Genomic DNA, 16,218 nt, shown 5'->3' on the forward strand with positions numbered 1-16,218 from the left:
GGTATGACCGCATGACACAACCTCCTCCCACCCATTCACATACCCCGCATAGTCTGGGCATTGATTTGTCCGAGTTCAAAAGCGCGTGGCGCATCGTGATCCTGGCCACGCTGGGACTGGCGATCAACTCCAACTCATCCATGCTGTATGCCTACGGCGCGATGATGGTTCCCCTGCAGCAGACGTTCGACTGGGCCCGCGCGGATCTTCAATCGGCAGTGAGCTTCATGTTTCTGGGATCGGTGGTCGCATCCCAAATCGTGGGATGGCTCAATCTGCGCTTTGGCATGAAGCGCGTCACGGTGCTCTCGCTGTGCATGCTTTCCCTAGCCTTCATCGCCATGACGCACCTGGGGCCTTCGATCGTGACGCTCTACCTGGGATTTTTCCTGATGTCCTTGGCCAGCATGGGCACCATGCACGTCACCTGGACCCACCTGGTGAACCTGTGGTTCGAGCGCAACCGCGGCCTAGCTCTCGCGCTGGTTCTCTCTGGCACCGGTCTGGCCGCCATGCTCATTCCCTCGGCGGTGAGCACCGTGATCTCACGATGGAACTGGCAGGCGGCCTTTTGGCTTCTGGCTGCCCTGCCGATGCTCCTGGTGCTGCCCCTGGTCCTGGCCTGGATGAAAGAGCCCGCCCGCGCTCCTGCCCGCAAGCACAGCGAGTCAGCCTCGTCAGCAGGTCCCTTGGTCACGGGCGCCTCGCTACGCGAAGGCGTGCGCCAGCCCCGCTTCTGGCTGCTGAACATCGCCTTGTCCATGGTCGTGGCCTGCGTGGTGACGCTGGTCACGAATGGCGTCCCCCTGCTGCGCGACAAAGGCCTGGAAGCAGGGGATGCAGCGCGCATCTTCGGCAGCTTTGGCTTGTCGCTGATATTGGGACGGGTCATCGTGGGGTACCTGGTCGACCGCCTTTGGGCGCCTGGCGTGGCCGCCGCCGCCCTGGGGCTGCCGGCCCTCGGATGCCTGCTCCTGGGAATCAGCGGTGCGAACGACACCGGCTGGCTGGTGCTGGGTGTCATGCTGGTGGGCATCGGCGCGGGTGCCGAGTTCGACCTGGCGGCCTTCCTTGTCTCCCGGTATTTCGGCATGCGCGACTACGGCCGCCTGTTCGGCATCCACCTCGGACTGATCACACTGGCTTCCACACTGGCCCCCTGGCTCTTCGGACAACTCTTCCGAAGCACCGGCTCGTACCAGGCGACGCTGTGGGTCTGCGGGCCCATGTTTCTTTTCGGTGGCCTAGCGTTGCTCTCGTTGGGCCGCTACCCGATCTTCGAGGGCAAGACCGCCCCCGACCAAACCATTTAAAGCTGAGCCTTATGTCCAACAACTCCATCGTCATCGTCGGTGCCGGCCAAGCCGGCTATCAGGTTGCAGCATCGCTGCGGCAGGAGGGATTTGAAGGCGCGATCACCCTCATCGGCGACGAACCCGGCGTTCCCTACCAGCGCCCGCCGCTGTCCAAGGCCTATCTGCTGGGGAAAGTCGGCACGGCAGCACTGCGATTTCGCCCGCCCGAGTTCTTTGACGAGCACCGGATCACGCGCATAGAAGGCAGTGCCACCGCCATCGACCAGGAACGCCGCGAACTGGTCCTCGCCAGCGGCGAAAGACTCGCCTACGGGCACCTGGTACTGGCGACGGGCGCTCGTAACCGTGTGCCGGCGGTCGCTGGCATCGAGCTCGGCGGCGTATTCGGCCTGCGCAACCTGGCAGATGCCGACGGACTGTCACAGCGCCTGGGCAGCGCGAAGCGCGCAGTGGTCATCGGCGCGGGCTTCATCGGACTGGAGTTCGCCGCCGTTGCAGCCGCGCGCGGCATCGCGGTGGACGTGCTGGAGCTGGGCACGCGGCCGATGGCACGTGCCCTCTCTGTAGTCACCTCCCAAGTATTCGACCAGGCCCACGCCCGGTGGGGCGTGCGAATCCACTACGGCCAAAGCCTCGCCGCGATCCACGGCGATGGCGGGCAGGTGACCAGCGTAGAGCTGGGCAGCGGCGAAGTGCTGCCGACAGATCTGGTGGTCTACGGCATCGGGGTGCTACCCAACGCGGAACTCGCCGCTCAGGCACAGTTGACCGTCAACAACGGCATCGTTGTCGACGCCCATCTGCTCACCAGCGATCCGGCCATTTCCGCCATCGGCGACGTGGCCAGCTTTCCCAGCCCCTGGTCGTCACAGCCCATCCGGCTCGAGTCGGTTCAGAATGCCGTGGACCAGGCCAAGGCCCTGGCGGCCCGGCTCACGGGCAAGCCCGCCAGCTACGCCGCCTTGCCCTGGTTCTGGACCGACCAGGGAGAACTCAAGCTGCAAATCGCCGGCCTCGCCGACGGGCACGATGAAACCGTCGTGCTCGGCTCCATCGAACAACGCCAGATCAGCGTCCTCTGCTTCCGCGCCGGCCGCTTGGTGGCAGTGGAGTCATGCAATCGGCCAGCCGACCACATGGCAGCGCGCAAGCTCATCGCACGCAACACGCCGCTCAGCCCCGCCGAGGCGGCCGCTGCGGGCTTTGACCTCAAAGCGTTCGAAGCCTCGACGCGCGAGACCGCCTGAGAACGCACCGATCCTACGGCCGATGCCGGGCCTTTAGAGGCCCTGCGCGCCATGGATCAGCAACCCGCTCGCCATTGCCAATTGCCCCGCGATATGAATCGTTTAAAAATCTCCACCCGGCTTGCCATTTCGTTCTTCACCATGGTGCTGCTGCTGGTCGCGCAGGGTGCAATGGTGCTGTTCCTGTCCGCGGCGCAGCGTGAGGCGATAGACGACATCGTTCAAAGGAGCATACCCATCACCAAGGCCCTGAGTGCGGTGATCGATGGGTCGAACATGGAAACCATCCAGTTCCGCAACCTGGCCCTCTTCTCGTCTCCGGACATCCAGAAAGCGGCACTGGCCCAGATCAAGGTCGAACGCGGCAACATCGCCGCGCAGACCCAAATGCTGGACCAGCTCATCGAATCCGAGGAAGGCAAGGCCTTGCACGAAAGCATCAAGCCTCTGCGCGCCAAGGACCTTGAATTGGGCAATCAGTTTCTTGAACTGTTTGCCAAGGAACAGTGGGTAGAGGCGCTGGCCTTGCTGGAGAGCAAACAACGCCCGGCGCAGATCGAATACCAGAACGCGATCCGCAAGCAAGCGGAACTCCAAGCGCAGGTCATGGCCGAAGACGGGCATCGGGCCGAAGCCGCCACCCGCAATGTGACGCAAGGCCTCCTGATCGCGAGCGCCGTGACCATTGGCCTGGCCCTGTTCCTTGCGATCACCATCATCCGATCGATCACGCGCCCGCTGATGCAGGCCGTGGCAGTGGCCGACCGCGTCGCCACCGGCAATCTGAGCGGGCAGATCACCGTGCAGTGCCAAGACGAAATGGGCCATCTGCTGGAGACGCTGCAGCACATGCAGCACAGCTTGGCTCAGACCGTCACGGCAGTGCGCAGCAATGCACAGGGCGTCGCTTCGGCCAGCACCGAGATCGCGGCGGGCAACCATGACCTGTCGGGCCGCACCGAAGAGCAGGCCAGCGCACTGCAGCAAACCGCCGCGTCGATGGAGCAACTGGGCGCCACGGTGAAACAAAACGCCGACAACGCGCGCCAAGCCAACCAGCTCGCCCTGAATGCCTCCACCGTGGCCACCCAGGGCGGCGAAGTGGTCGCCGAAGTGATCAAAACAATGAAGGGCATCGACGACAGCAGCCACAAGATCGCCGACATCATCAGTGTGATCGACGGCATTGCCTTCCAGACCAACATCCTGGCCCTGAACGCCGCCGTGGAAGCAGCCCGGGCGGGCGAGCAGGGCCGCGGCTTTGCGGTGGTAGCCAGCGAGGTGCGCAACCTCGCTGGCCGAAGCGCCGAAGCGGCCAAGGAAATCAAGCGGCTCATCACCGACAGCGTGGAGCGCGTGAAGCAGGGGTCGCAGCTCGTGGACAAGGCCGGTGCCACAATGACGGAAGTCGTCACCGCCATCCGCCGCGTCACGGACATCATGGGCGAAATCAGCGCCGCGAGCAACGAGCAAAGCCAGGGCATGGGACAGATCGGCGAAGCGGTCGCGCAGATGGACCAGACCACGCAGCGAAATGCCGCGCTGGTCGAAGAAATGGCTGCGGCTGCCAGCAGCCTGAGCACCCAGTCCCAGGCGCTGGTGGAAGCCGTGGCGGTTTTCAAGCTATCGGATGGCGAAGTCGTGCGCGCCATCAATGCCGTGCCCATGCCCAGTACGCCCCACGCAAGCGCGCCGAAGAAAACTGTCATGCCGGCACTCCAGCGACAACTACAGCCGCAAGCATCAAAGGCACCGCCCCCCAGCCACCGCCCCGTCGCCATGACCGCGCCCTCCGTTCATTGACAGGGGATCTGCTCGAGTGGCAAATCGCCCCGTCGATGCATTCTTGATAGCTGCTTGCGCTTTCTGGGTGAGCATTTGAGGCCAATTTAGCCTGTGTTTTTCGTGCATGCCTCCCGAGCCCCTGCGCAAGTATTTCCCTACACTGAGGGATTAGATCAGCCCTGCTGCCGCGCCAACCTGAACTGCCGGTGACGACGCCACGCGCACCCGAAGCCCATGGGCATTCACACGCAAAAAAAACACCCCCTGGTACAGCCGTAATGGTCTGCCAGGGGGTTCAAAATTCCGGATTCCACGGGGTACTGTGTCAATCACCGGCCTTGCCTCCGGTACTTGCACCTTGGAGAAAGTGTCCAGGTCCGGCCCGCTTCAGGCCATGGCCCCCAGATAATCGACCTTGCCCAGTTCCACGCCTGCCTGGCGCAGCAACGCATAAGCCGTGGTCACATGAAAGAAGAAATTCGGCAGTGACCACTGCTGCAAGAACGTCTGCCCCGTGAAGTGCAGTGGATCGCCCTGACGCTGCGGCACGACCACGGGCCGCTCGGCACTCCCGGCCAATTGCTGTGGCGAAACGCCTTCCACGAAGTCGATGGCATCCCGCACGCGGGCACGCAATCCTTCGAAACTCTCGTCGGAGCCTTGAGCGGCAGGCAGTTCCACAGCCCCCAGGCGCGCGACAGCAAGCCGCGCCACCTCGCTCGCAATGGCCACTTGCTTGCCAAAGGTCAGCATGTCGGGCGACAGCTTCGTATTCAGAAACGCCGCGCTGTCAAAGCTTCTGGCCTGTGCATGGCCTTCGGCTTTGTCCAGCCAGGTGAGCAGGTTGCGCAGCATGCGGGCATAGATTTCCGCGCTGGCGGCATACATGGATATAGACATGGTCGGATGTGGTGGGTGTCAAAGTTTGTTCGATCCCATGCGGGCGAAAAATTCACGCATGGGCACCATGGACGGGGCGTGACTGGTGAAGCCGCCATCCACTGGAATCACCGCCCCCGTGATGAATGAGGACTCGTCGCTGGCCAGGAAGCTCACCACGTCGGCAATCTGCTTCGGCGAACCTAGCTGAGGCGTCAGGTGCTGATCCAGGAGGATCTGTTTGATCTCCTGCGGAACACCCTTCTGCGCGTGCTCGTTGAGCACAAAGCCGATCATGATGGCATTGGACCGGATGCCCTCCTTACCGTACTGAGCGGCCACGGAACGTGCCAGCGCCATCAAGGCCGCCTTGGAGGCAGCGTAGGCGGTCAGCGTAGCATCGCCCAGCAGCCCAAAGCCAGACGTGGCGAAGATGATCGATCCACCGCCAGCCTGGAGCATGTGCGGAATGGCGTGCTTGCAGCACAGCATGGCGCCGCGCGCATTGACGTTCATGGCCTTGTCCCACGCAGCGAGGTCCACGTTGCAGACATCCCGGTCACCGGCACGCTGCGCCGGATCCAACGCGGCCGCATTGTTGTGTAGGACATCGATTCGCCCGAAATGGCCGAGTACGGCGGAAACCATTGCCGCGACCCCCTCCTCGGAAGTCAGGTCGGTCCGAATGGCCAGGGCCTTGCCTCCCCCCGCCTCGATTTCGGCGGCCACCGACTGGGCTCCTTCCAGGTTGATGTCGACCACCGCGACACGAGCTCCGTGCCGGCCCAGCGAACGCGCACATTCAGCCCCAAGGCCCGCCCCCGCACCGGTCACGATGGCGACCTTACCATCCAGTTTGCGTTCGCTCATTGCATCTCCAGAAAAGCGATGTTTAGAAATTCATTCACCAGAAAAACAGGGCGTCCGTTTCTCGCGAAACGCCAGTGCGGCTTCCTTGACGTCGTTCATCGGAACCAGCATGGCGAACAGGTCCAATTCCAGATCCAGGCCGCTCTTGAGATCAAGGTGGCTGGCCGCGCGTGCAGCCTGCTTGGCGAACAGCGTTGCCGTAGGCGGCCTCTGGGCAATGCGTTCAGCCAGGACAGCGACCTCCGCGAGCAGGGAGTCCGTGCTGTCGGCCATGCGGGTGATCAGGCCGATGTCGAATGCCCTGCGTGCGTCGACGCGATCACCGGTCAAGAGCAGATCCAGCGCACGCCCCGGACCGACCACGGATCCAAGGCGCTGGGTTCCACCGCCTCCGGGGATCAAGCCCAGCCCTGTCTCGGGAAGGGCAAACACGGCATCCGGCGCCGCGAAACGGAGATCGCAAGCCAGGGCCAGTTCCATACCCCCACCCATGCAATACCCATGAATGGCGGCGATCACAGGTTTCTCGGTGCGATCCAGCGCCTCGATCCAGCGCGACTTCTGCATGCGCCGGCGCACCTGCAACGATGTTTCCGCTGGCCGCCGCTCCTTGATGTCGGCTCCGGCGCAGAACCCGCGCGCACCCGCGCCGCGTATCACGATCACCCGCACGGACGGATCTCCATCCAACTCGGCCAGGGCCGCAGGAACACCACGGCGGATGCCGTCGTTGATCGCATTGATCTGGTCCGGGCGATTGAGCACGATCCAGCCAACGCCCCCCCCGGCGCTCCACCTCGACGGCATTCCCGGGGGCTGCAGCTTCGTCGCGCGCCGGGGTGGCTGGTTTGTGAAAGGAGGTTTCCATCATCGGTTCAATACTCCTCGAACTCAAAAAGTTGCCCTCGCACGTCGGCCGGATCTACCCGGATCAGCGGTTTTCCGCCCACCGCCTCGCATTCGTCGATCCAGGTGAAACGGGTGCCGCGTGCCTTCAGATCCTCGGCTTTGGCCCGGAGACCGTTCACCGCGATGCGGATGTAGTAAGGGCCAGGCCCCCATGAATTGAGGTAGACGCCGGCGTCACCATTCCAGCGGGTCGCCTCGATCACGTCCAGCGAGGCGCTGTGCGGCAGCGTGAATTCCATGCGGGCGCGGCGGTACCCCTCCTTGTCCAGCGACTCCACAGGGCTGCCAGGCTCCCAGTCGAGATTGGCCGATACCGTGCGCAGGGTTTCGTCCAGATTGCGGACGATGTAGCCGCGCGAGGTGACCCGCACCATGTCGCCCGGTTGGGGATCGCGTGGCTCGGGAGGCGGCACGCTGAAGGTGTCGGCCGGCATCTGCAGCGGCTCCAGGGGCATGACCTCGATGCACAGCCCCCCCATCCACCGATGGGTGGTAGCGAGGATCCTCGGGCGTTGCGCCCAGCCAGAGCCGGTCGAACGGCATATCGGGGGTGCGTTGTGCCATGCGGAACCGTAGGCGCCGGCGCATGAGTTTCTCGACCAGCAGGTCGAACCTGTCGCCGCGTGCGGCCAGCACGATGGAGTGGGTCAGCATGGGCCGGTGGCCCCCCTGGTAGGCCTTGAGACTCTCCAGGAAGTCGTGGAACATCGGATCACCCGGGTTGGGTTGATCCAGATGGCACTGCGGCTCAATGCGGGTGGGGGCAACGGCCAGCGATTTGTGAACCCGCAGGAAATGGGCAATGTAGGGATGGCCATCGAACGCTTGGCGCCAATTGGGATGGCCGTGGAGGCCCAGTTTCGTCACCAACAGTTGTGCCATGCCGTCCGGGTCGGGCAGCATCATGTCGGCACTCATCAACAGATCAAACACAGGCGTTGCTCCAAGAAAAGGAAAAGGTCAAATAGGAAGTGCGCCATCCGCAGGCAATGCAGACTTGGTCTGCCGGGGATTGAGCAGGAAATGGGACAAGGCGGGAATCAGCACCAGGGCACCCACCATGTTCCACAGGAACATGAAGGTCAGCAAAATTCCCATGTCTGCCTGGAATTTGATTGGCGAAAACGCCCATGTGATTACGCCTGCGGCCATGGTCAGCCCCACCAGTGCCACCACGCGCCCCGTAAAATCGAGCGATCTGCGGTACGCTTCGGCGAGCGTCGCACCACGGCGCTGCATCGCAATCTGGACACTCAGCAGGTACAGGGCGTAGTCAACGCCGACACCTACGCCCACCGCGATCACTGGCAGCGTGGCCACCTTGAGCCCGATGCCCATCCACACCATCAAGGCCTTGCAGATGATGGTGGTAATCACCAGGGGAACCATGGCCACGATGGTGGCGCGCAGACTGCGAAAGGTCAGCAGGCACAGCAGCGCCGTGGCGCCATACACGGCCAGGTACATCAGCACGATGCCGCGCTCGACTTCGATGTTGGTCGCAGCCTCGATCCCTGCGGAACCCGCCGCGAGCAAAAAGCTCGGCCCGCCATCAGCAGAGGGGCTGTTGTGCTCGGCTGCAAAAGCCTCGCTGACCTGGAGCACGCGCTTGAGCGTGTCCGCCTTGTGATCGGCCAGATAGGCGATCAGCGGTGAGACGGAACACGAGGTATTGGTGATATCCGGACTCGCAATCATGGCTGCCCCCACCGCCGCGTTCGTGATGCCCTGGTCCCGGCTGATGGTGAGCCACTTGCCACTGCCCTCGTTCAGGGCTGCGGTGATGAAGCGCGTGGACTCCGCCAGCGAGCTGGTGGCCTGCACGCCCTCGGTCTGGCGTAGTGCCTGGGCCAGTTGGTCCATCATCTGCAAGGTGCCATACAGCCGGCAGCCATCGTCAGGATTGGTCATGATGACCACGAACTGATCATTCGACAGCCCATAGTGAGCCGTGATATAGGCACTATCACGGTTGTAGCGCGAGTCCTGCCTCAGTTCGGGCGCGCCCGGATCCAGGTCGCCGATGCGCAGGTCGAACATCACGACCGTGCAAACCACGGTCATCACGGCGGCCAACGCCACCGCCACGGTGGCCGCGCGACGCTCGGTCAGGCGATCCAGCGCACTCCAGAGGCGTCCGAGCCAACTTTTCTTGCGCGTCGTGTCCTCGGCGAGGGCGCGGCGCGCCGCAGCCTCGCTCACTCCGATGTAGGACAACGTCACCGGGATCAGAACGAGCTTGGTGAAGACCAGCACGGTGATCCCGATGCTGGTGGTTAGGGCCAGATCGCGAATCACCGGGATATCGATGATCACCAGCACGGCGAAGCCAACGATATTCGTCAGAAGTGCCGTCAGACCCGCCAAGAAGAGGCGCCGGAAGGTGTAGCGCGCTGCAACGTATTTGTGCGTCCCGCGCCCCACGTCCTGCAGGATGCCGTTCATCTTCTGGGCTCCGTGCGAGAGCCCGATCGCGAAAATCAGGAACGGGACCAGGATCGAGTAAGGGTCCAGTTCATAGCCCAGCAGGTGCATCAACCCCAGCAGCCACACCACCCCGGCAACGGCCACGCTGACCAGCAGCAAGGTGCTGCGGATGCACCGGGTATAGAGGTAGACAAAGAGTGCGGCGACCGCCACCGAGAGTCCGAAAAAGAGCATCACCTCATGGAGCCCTGCGATCAGATCACCGACGATCTTCGCAAACCCGACCATGTAGATGCCAGTGCTCCCGTCCTCGAACGAGCGAATCTCCTTCTCCAGGATGCGGGAGAACTCACCATAGTTCAGCGGCTCGCCCGTCTTGGGATGCCGATCCAGCAGCGGCACGATGATCATCGTTGAGCGCACGTCATTGGCCACCAAGCTCCCAACAATGCCAGACCGCCCGACGTTTTCCTTGAGCTTGCCGATCGATTCCTGGCTGCCGCTGTAGTCAGGCGGCATGACAGGGCCACCCACCACGCCCTCCTCTGTCACCTGCCGCCAGCGCACGATGGGCATCCAGAGCGATTTCATCCAGGAGCGGTCGACCCCTGGAATCAGGTAGAGGGCATCGTTGATCTTGCGCAGTTTTTCCAAGTAGGCTGCGTCGTAGACATCACCGCTTTTGTTCTCTACGACGACCCGCACCGTGTTTCCCAACCCAGGGAGTTCCTCGCGATAGGCAAAGTAGTTTTGAATGTATGGGCTGGAAGATGGAATCATCCGCTCAAAGCTGGCATTGACTTGCAGGTTCAGGGCGAAGTAGCCCAAGACGACGGTAGTGACAAAGCACAGCAGGAGCACCAGCAGCCGGTTGTTAAACACCAGTTGCTCCAGGCGGCTGCCTGATTTGCGGTCGAACTGTGCCGGATCGCGAACGACCGGCATGGCAGGTTGCGGGGAATGAGCAGACATCAGAACTTTCACGAAGCAGATCCAAAAGACCTGCGGCCTTCATTTACCTTGCGCGGAGAACGCGATGACGCTAACACCGCTCAGGCGCGCCAGAGCCAAACGATGGGGACTCGTCATCGCAGCGTCATAGACCTCGGCACCTGGTGCTTGGTCAAATATGGTGGCGCGAGCGGCGGCAAAATCCACGGCAAGCACACTCCCATGCTGCGACACGAGAAACACTGAATTCCCTTGAGAGACTGCACTCACCAGATTGGCATCGAGTCCGGTCTGGATTTTTGTCCACGCATGCCCAGCGTCCTCGCTGAAAAAGGCATTGCCACGCAAGCCGTAGGCCAGCACGCGGGCACCAAACTGAGTAATGCCGAAGAAGCTGCCGTTGTAAGGCGTCTGCATACGTTCGAAGCGTTGAGCCTTTGCATTGAGATGCATCACCAGGCCCTGCTCACCCGCGACGAAGACGCCCCCTTCACCGCCCGTCAGGGCATACAGGTGATACCGCTGCTCGTTGTCGGTTTTCCCATGCCAAGCTTCCCAACTCCTTCCGGCATCGCTGGTTTTCAGGATCAAGCCGAAACCACCGACAGCAAAGCCAGTGAGCCCATCAGGTGCGAACCAGATGTCGAACAATGGAGCGGGCCAGACATCCGGTGTGGCCGATTGCCCCATCGTCCGCTGTATCTCCACCTCCATCTCTTCGGAACCTTTGGCGGACTGGCGCAGCAGCGTCAATACCGCGCGCCCATCCAACACCCGCTCCCACGATGCTCCGCTATCGGACGACCGCAGGGCCACTGCGTCGTGCCCCACGGCCCACGCCACGCCGGAGCTAGTGAAGCGCACCGTAGTGAGATCGGTGGAAACCGGGCTGGCGACTTGACGCCAGGATACGCCACCATCTTCAGAGAGCAAAATCAAGCCATGCGGCCCCACCGCAATGGTGCGCCCACCTTGGCTTGCGACCCCGCTGGCCGTTGCCCGCTGCGCCGCCACCAGAGTTCGCGATGGCGCATCGATCAGATCATCCGGGCGGGCTGCGCCTTGCGCCGCGATCACCCATGGCATCGTCAGCAACACACACCAGCCAGCGAGCGCGGCGCAAGCCCAACGCGAACGCAGGAAAGAACACAGGAAAGTCATGGCCCGAGGATCCAATCGAGGTTCTTTATGCACGAAACTCAGCGAGCCGTTTCACGCGACACGATGGCTTCAGGATTCATCTCGCGCTCGCTGCGCGCGGACGGAAGCACTTTGTAGCCACCCACCATCACATCGTTGACATAGGCGTACATGCCTTTGTTGAAGTCGTACACCACATTCTTCGCCGCAAAAGGGATCTGCTTGTCGTACATCGGAGAAGCAGCAAGGAACAGCGTGCGATACAACTGGCCGTTCTGGTCGAAGGCATCGTAGTTGGCAGCGCCGCTCAGATCTTCATCGAAGTAGTATGTGCGCTTGGAATACACGTGACGCTGGCCGGACTTGAGCGTCGCTTCCACAACCCAAACACGGTGCTTTTCCCAACGCTCGCACTCCGGATTGACGTGATTCGGCAACAAAGCCTTATCGCTCGTCGGGCAATCGTAGAGATTCTTGTAGGCGTTGTACTGGATGTACATCTCCTTCTTGCCGATAAGCTTGAAATCGAAGCGATCCATGATGCCCGAGAACACAAACAGCTCATCAAACAGCGTCACGCCACCCATGCTCGCCACGGGAGTGTCGTATGAAAATTCCGGAGAAAGCTTCACGCGGCGCAGACCAGGGGTATAACTCCAAGCCTTGCGGGGCCGATCAACCGGGTCGATGTAGTCCGCCAAACCCGTCATTTCGCCAGCGCGACGCGCAGGCGATTTGCTGATCGAGTACGTCCGCCATGCCATGTCAGGATCGCGATCGGCCACATCGGTCTGGTAATACACGAAGTCCTGGAATGTGGCCTGCTCCGCGGTCGCCACTGCCTTACCCGAAGAGTCAACCACCCAGGAACGCGAGGCCGAGGTGGTAATCGCCGTCTCCCCTTGGTAGCGCAGGATCTGGTTCCACATCACCTCATATCCGGTCTTCGGAATGGGGAATGGCAACCCGCCTCTACAAGCGCGCTCAACAGCCAGCCCCTCTTTTGTTGTCTTGCAGGCCGTCGCATTGCGCACGGTCGCATCCAATATCTTCTTGGGATAGGCCGCCGTTCTGTGCGCGGGATACACATTCAGGTAGTACGAGGGGTACTTGGACAACAGGTGCTTCTGCCCTTCACTCAGCAAGGCAGCGTGCTGCGCCATGTTTTTGCTATCGATACGTAGCACCGGTTTTTCGTCCTTGAACGGATCGACCCAAAAGCCGCTATCCGGCTTGAAGCCCTCAGGAGCCTTGGTCAGCCCACCTGTGTAGGCCGGGATGCTGCCGTCGGCATTGCCCGCCTTGACCGCTCCGAACGGGGTCAACGTCGTGCCCAACTGCTTGGCCTCCTCCGCTGTTACGGCCGCGAAAGCTGGTGCGCCAAGGCCGATGGCAACCAGCGAAAGAATGTTGTGGAATTTCATGATTGCAGCTCCAGAGAATCAGAACGAGGTCTTGTAGGTGAGAAACAGGCGACCACGATCGGTTGCGCCCACGCTACTGTTGAGTGCGTTGCCGCCAATAGCGGCCGTGCCGGCGGCGTTGTATTTGGTCGGTACGGACATGTCCGCATAGGTGAGGCTGAATTCATGCTTGCTTGCATAGATGGCAGCGATACCGATAGACCACTTGAGGAGGCCTTCGAACCCGCCACCACCGGTGGCCGCCGAGCCTTTGATACCGTAGCTCACGGTCACGGGGACCGACAGATCCAAGGACGGCAGCACGCCAAGGTACTGAGGGGTGAAGCGCAAGGCAAGCTCCCAATAGTTCTTGGTTGAGCAGGTGTCGGTCACGTCCCCCGGCTGGGCGGTAGCGCCGCTGGTTCCAAGCTTCACACAGCCAGCATATCCCACGCCTCGATACAGATCTTCGTTGCCCGTGACCTTCAGCAGGCGGCTGTATGCGAGTTCGCCGATCAGCGTACCGGTATCCCAGAGGGCCGTCTTGGTCAGCCCATACGTCCCATTCACCACGGCATGAAATGTGTCCCCTGTCGCCCCCGTGCTGGTGGAGGTATAGCTGGCAACGGAGTTGAGGTGCGCATTCTTGCGCCAGGAGACTTCGGCGCCAACACTCACCGGCCCCACAGACTTGGAAAGACTCAGCCCCCAGAGCTTGGTAACGGCCGGATAGACGAACCTGAAAGAATTCGGTAGCGCTGAACCCAGGATGGCGTTGTATGGTGCCGACACCGGAGCGAAACTGGTCAATTGAATACCTGTTTCCGGATTGGTATCGTTGAACTGCCGATAGTAAGCGCCCAACGTCGAATCGATGGCGTCCACATCCAGACGCGCGGAGAGCCCCCAATTCTTGTCACCCGAAGTCTTGGCTGCCGTGTTGGCCATGGCCATGCAGGAATAAGGACCCAGAGCAGGGTTGCAGGGCGTCAGGGCATAACGATCCACCCCGGGCGCGTTGTCAGCCCCCATCAGGTACGTGCCCGCATATGGCACGCGCGTCGGCTTCCAGTCGAACGCATACTGACCCGCAAGAGACAATTTATCCGTCAACTGCGCCTTGAAGGTCAACTGGTTGATGGGCAGGAAAGTTTCCTTGGTCTCGATGCCTGGGCTGGACACCGCCTTCATACCATCCACAGGCGACTGACCGTAGGAAATGGCGTGGGCGCCGATGAACATGCCCTCACCCCAAACCACGGTGTGACGGCCCAACTTGACATTGACGGGAACAGAACCGAGATCGAAGTTGGACCAGACAAACGCATCCAGGATTTCGCCAGACGGACCATGGACAAACCGGTTGACTTCGTCGTTGAACCGGTTGTTGTTGTATGACGTCGCCTGCCCCGCCGGCGATGATACGGATCTGTCGCGGTACGCATGGTCATACCAGCTCGCCGCACTGACCCGGGCACCAAAGACTCCCTTGTAGTTGAGGTCGAGTTCCCCTAACAGGTCAAGCCGATTGGACACAACGTCTCCACGACCGAATTTGGCGTTTCCTTCGTCGGTGGTGGCAAAGTTTAACAGTCGTTGATCTTGTGCCTCAGTACGGACCCCAAAATTGTAACGAATTGTTGCATCGGCACGAATTTTAAGGTCAGGATTGCCAGAATCAAGCTCCAGTGCATGCACACCACTGGCCGCGACCACAGCCACTGCGGCGCCAATCATATGCACTGCACTCCGGAAAAGAGCCGTCCTTGGCTGTCGGTTTTTCATAAATTTGTCTCCATCAACTGAGGATTTACCTTCTACTTGGCGCAAGCTTCAGTTGGCACTCCCATGAATTCCCCTGAGGTCTCAGGACGGGACAGCGCAGCTTGTCTTCCTTGTGCATTCCGCCTGCAATTCTGCATTTAGAATCAAATTCTATATTCGGGGTTTCCACTTAATTTGAACAAATTCACCAACAACGTCTAAAATTAAAAATCCATGCACAGTCATGGCAGGTGTCGAATTTGGCTCCATTTCGATCCAAGTGACGGCGACGTCCACCCGGATTTGAGTAGCGTCCGACTCTGGAGTCCAATCCCGAAGACAGGAGATTGGACGTGAAAAAGAGATTTACAGAAGAACAGATCATTGGCTTCCTACGAGAAGCGGAGTCTGGACTTCCAGTGGCAGAGCTGTGCTGCCGGCACGGTTTCTCTGAGGCCAGCTACTACCTCTGGCGTAACAAGTTCGGCGGCATGAGCGTCTCGGACGCGAAACGGCTCAAGGAGCTAGAGCTTGAAAATGCACGTCTTAAGCGGCTGCTGGCCGAGTCCATGCTGGAGAATGAGGTGACGAAAGAAGCCTTGAGAAAAAAGTGGTGAGCGCACCTGCACGGCGCGAGCTGGTGCGCCACATGGTGGTCTGCGGACTCAGTGAACGCCGCTTACTGCTCGTCATCGGCATGAGCGCCAGCGCCTACCGTTACAAGCCTGCTGGAGACCGAAACGGTGCCTTGAAGGACAAGATCATCGCTCTGGCGCAACGCCATCGCCGTTACGGCGCCGGCATGATCTATCTCAAGCTCAGGCAAGCTGGCGAGATCGTCAACCACAAACGGGTGGACCGCCTGTATGCCGAGGCTGGTTTGCAGGTAAGGAAACGCAAACGCAAAAAGATCCCGCTGGCCGATCGCCACCCGCTACAGCGTCCGATGACAGCCAACCAAGTGTGGTCGATGGACTTTGTCTTTGACCGCACGGCCGAAGGACGCAGCATCAAGAGCCTGACGGTAGTCGATGATGCGACCCACGAGGCGGTAGCCATCGTGGCCGAGCGAGCAATGGGTGGCAACCAGTTGGTGCGCGTCTTGGATCAACTCGCCATTACAAGGGGACTGCCCAAGGCGATCCGAACTGACAACGGCAAGGAGTTCTGCGGTCGAGCCATGCTGAACTGGGCCCACGCCAGGGGTGTTCAGTTGTTCCTCATCGAGCCTGGCAAGCCCAACCAGAACGCCTACATCGAATCGTTCAACGGCCGCTTCAGAGAGGAATGCCTGAACGAACATTGGTTCACCAGCTTGGCACATGCCCGTGTGATCGTCGAGGCTTGGCGCCGGGAATACAACGAGGAGCGGCCGAAAAAAGCCCTCGGCGGACTAACCCCGGCAGCTTATGCCCAAAGGCTGATGCAAAACCCGTTAAATGAATCCCCGGACTCCAAAGCCCAATGCTACTAAAGACGGGGGACGTCGAATGCATCGCAGATTTGTGTTCACTCGATCGCCAGTCC

At 61.1% G+C, this 16,218-nt stretch carries 12 protein-coding genes; 4 read left to right on the forward strand and 8 right to left on the reverse strand.

What is annotated here, in order from left to right:
- The first annotated feature begins 11 nt into the window (after nt 1-11).
- From O987_RS21515 to O987_RS21525, 3 genes are all read left to right on the forward strand, one after another.
- Nucleotides 12-1,313, forward strand: coding sequence for an MFS transporter (locus tag O987_RS21515; protein WP_051962243.1), 1,302 nt, complete (start codon nt 12-14; stop codon nt 1,311-1,313).
- Between the two features lie 11 nt (nt 1,314-1,324).
- Nucleotides 1,325-2,563, forward strand: a complete 1,239-nt coding sequence (locus O987_RS21520; protein WP_034379753.1) for an NAD(P)/FAD-dependent oxidoreductase — start codon at nt 1,325-1,327, stop codon at nt 2,561-2,563.
- Nucleotides 2,564-2,656: 93 nt separating this feature from the next.
- The gene (locus tag O987_RS21525; RefSeq protein ID WP_043374661.1) at nt 2,657-4,366 is read left to right on the forward strand and encodes a methyl-accepting chemotaxis protein; all 1,710 of its coding nucleotides are present in this window, start codon (nt 2,657-2,659) and stop codon (nt 4,364-4,366) included.
- Nucleotides 4,367-4,735: 369 nt separating this feature from the next.
- Here O987_RS21525 and O987_RS21530 read toward each other — a convergent pair whose 3' ends face one another.
- The 8 genes from O987_RS21530 to O987_RS21565 form a co-directional block, all read right to left on the reverse strand.
- The gene (locus O987_RS21530) at nt 4,736-5,248 is read right to left on the reverse strand and encodes a DUF1993 domain-containing protein (protein WP_034379758.1); all 513 of its coding nucleotides are present in this window, start codon (nt 5,246-5,248) and stop codon (nt 4,736-4,738) included.
- 18 nt (nt 5,249-5,266) lie between these two features.
- Complete coding sequence (locus O987_RS21535) at nt 5,267-6,097, reverse strand: SDR family NAD(P)-dependent oxidoreductase (protein WP_034379760.1); 831 nt, start codon at nt 6,095-6,097, stop codon at nt 5,267-5,269.
- A gap of 30 nt (nt 6,098-6,127) precedes the next feature.
- Nucleotides 6,128-6,862: an enoyl-CoA hydratase/isomerase family protein gene (locus tag O987_RS21540; protein ID WP_235214194.1), complete on the reverse strand. Its 735-nt coding sequence runs from the start codon at nt 6,860-6,862 to the stop codon at nt 6,128-6,130.
- 110 nt (nt 6,863-6,972) lie between these two features.
- Nucleotides 6,973-7,461, reverse strand: a complete 489-nt coding sequence (locus O987_RS29580; protein ID WP_235214195.1) for a hypothetical protein — start codon at nt 7,459-7,461, stop codon at nt 6,973-6,975.
- A 505-nt stretch (nt 7,462-7,966) separates the two neighbouring features.
- On the reverse strand, nt 7,967-10,405 hold the full coding sequence (locus O987_RS21550) for an efflux RND transporter permease subunit (protein ID WP_034379766.1): 2,439 nt from the start codon (nt 10,403-10,405) through the stop codon (nt 7,967-7,969).
- A gap of 39 nt (nt 10,406-10,444) precedes the next feature.
- Complete coding sequence (locus O987_RS21555) at nt 10,445-11,545, reverse strand: WD40/YVTN/BNR-like repeat-containing protein (protein WP_043374664.1); 1,101 nt, start codon at nt 11,543-11,545, stop codon at nt 10,445-10,447.
- 38 nt (nt 11,546-11,583) lie between these two features.
- Nucleotides 11,584-12,948, reverse strand: coding sequence for a DUF1329 domain-containing protein (locus tag O987_RS21560; protein ID WP_034379772.1), 1,365 nt, complete (start codon nt 12,946-12,948; stop codon nt 11,584-11,586).
- A gap of 18 nt (nt 12,949-12,966) precedes the next feature.
- On the reverse strand, nt 12,967-14,712 hold the full coding sequence (locus tag O987_RS21565; RefSeq protein WP_034379774.1) for a DUF1302 domain-containing protein: 1,746 nt from the start codon (nt 14,710-14,712) through the stop codon (nt 12,967-12,969).
- Between the two features lie 332 nt (nt 14,713-15,044).
- Between O987_RS21565 and O987_RS21575 the strand changes: the two genes are divergently transcribed.
- A protein-coding gene (locus tag O987_RS21575; protein WP_144244962.1) for an IS3 family transposase occupies nt 15,045-16,165 on the forward strand; the annotation gives its coding sequence in 2 pieces (ribosomal slippage) (nt 15,045-15,303 and nt 15,303-16,165; 1,122 coding nt in all).
- The last annotated feature ends 53 nt before the right edge of the window (nt 16,166-16,218 follow it).

This window comes from Comamonas testosteroni TK102 (assembly GCF_000739375.1).
Taxonomy (GTDB): domain Bacteria; phylum Pseudomonadota; class Gammaproteobacteria; order Burkholderiales; family Burkholderiaceae_C; genus Comamonas; species Comamonas brasiliensis.

What these genes read in the sequence shown, in the direction of transcription:
- O987_RS21515 (WP_051962243.1), top strand. Translation starts at nt 12, where the DNA reads ATGACACAACCTCCTCCCACCCATTCACATACCCCGCATAGTCTGGGC.
- O987_RS21520 (WP_034379753.1), top strand. Translation starts at nt 1,325, where the DNA reads ATGTCCAACAACTCCATCGTCATCGTCGGTGCCGGCCAAGCCGGCTAT.
- O987_RS21525 (WP_043374661.1), top strand. Translation starts at nt 2,657, where the DNA reads ATGAATCGTTTAAAAATCTCCACCCGGCTTGCCATTTCGTTCTTCACC.
- O987_RS21530 (WP_034379758.1), bottom strand. Translation starts at nt 5,248, where the DNA reads ATGTCTATATCCATGTATGCCGCCAGCGCGGAAATCTATGCCCGCATG.
- O987_RS21535 (WP_034379760.1), bottom strand. Translation starts at nt 6,097, where the DNA reads ATGAGCGAACGCAAACTGGATGGTAAGGTCGCCATCGTGACCGGTGCG.
- O987_RS29580 (WP_235214195.1), bottom strand. Translation starts at nt 7,461, where the DNA reads ATGCCCCTGGAGCCGCTGCAGATGCCGGCCGACACCTTCAGCGTGCCG.
- O987_RS21550 (WP_034379766.1), bottom strand. Translation starts at nt 10,405, where the DNA reads ATGTCTGCTCATTCCCCGCAACCTGCCATGCCGGTCGTTCGCGATCCG.
- O987_RS21555 (WP_043374664.1), bottom strand. Translation starts at nt 11,545, where the DNA reads ATGACTTTCCTGTGTTCTTTCCTGCGTTCGCGTTGGGCTTGCGCCGCG.
- O987_RS21560 (WP_034379772.1), bottom strand. Translation starts at nt 12,948, where the DNA reads ATGAAATTCCACAACATTCTTTCGCTGGTTGCCATCGGCCTTGGCGCA.
- O987_RS21565 (WP_034379774.1), bottom strand. Translation starts at nt 14,712, where the DNA reads ATGAAAAACCGACAGCCAAGGACGGCTCTTTTCCGGAGTGCAGTGCAT.